Genomic DNA, 903 nt, shown 5'->3' with positions numbered 1-903 from the left:
ATGCAAACAAATGTTCTGGAGTGGTTGGCATGGTACAACAAGAAGCGATGACGTTAAAGAGATTTCAAGAGAAGTTTCATTCGGATGACGCATGCCGCGAGCATCTGTTTCAGATCCGCTGGCCGAACGGCTTCTGTTGCCCCAAATGCGAGCACGATGCGTTCTACTTTCTGGAAAGCCGTAAGCTGTATCAATGCACGCGCTGCAAGCATCAGGCTTCTGTTACCGCCGGCACGATTATGCATAAATCCCATACGCCGCTGCTGACTTGGTTTTGGGCGATTTTCCTTGTGGCGCATGATAAACGCGGCGTTTCCGCGGTTTTCCTTTCGCGCGAACTGGAAATCTCCTACCCAACCGCATGGTTAATGCTTCACAAGATTCGCAAAGCCATGGGAGATCGCGATGCCCACTACCAACTGGCCGGTTTGGTCGAACTGGATGACGCGTTCTTCGGAGCACCGACAGAAGGCGGTAAACGCGGTCGCGGCACGGAACAAACACCCGTACTGGCAGCCGTATCGCTGGACAGGAAAGGAGCGCCGCAATATGTGAAAATGAAGGTCATCCCGAATGTCAAAGGCAAGACGCTGGTCGATTTTGCACGGCACCATATCAAGCCCGGCGCCACTATCAGCAGCGATGCTTACAGCTCGTATCGAAAGCTCGCAGAGGAAGGTTACGATCACCAGCCGCTCGAGTTTAACGTCAAGGAAAACCCAGATCATCTGAAATGGCTGCACACCATGATTTCCAATGCCAAAGCGTTTATCGGTGGTACCTACCATGGTTTGGCTTCCAAGCACCTGCAATCGTATTTGGATGAATTTTGCTTCCGCACCAACCGCAGACGGTTTGAAGGCCAGTTGTTCAATCGACTGCTGACAGCCTGTGTTTCAACCG

Annotated in this window: 1 protein-coding gene; it reads left to right on the top strand. The window is 52.0% G+C overall.

Going from position 1 to position 903, the window contains the following annotated elements; all coding sequences use genetic code 11:
- Positions 1-29: 29 nt before the first annotated feature.
- Positions 30-903: IS1595 family transposase (locus tag ACFFK0_RS30675; protein WP_377475273.1), on the top strand; the 874-nt coding region annotated here is incomplete at its 3' end.

Source organism: Paenibacillus chartarius (assembly GCF_042432825.1).
Lineage (GTDB): Bacteria > Bacillota > Bacilli > Paenibacillales > NBRC-103111 > Gordoniibacillus > Gordoniibacillus chartarius.
This window is presented reverse-complemented; position numbering and strand designations above follow the sequence as displayed.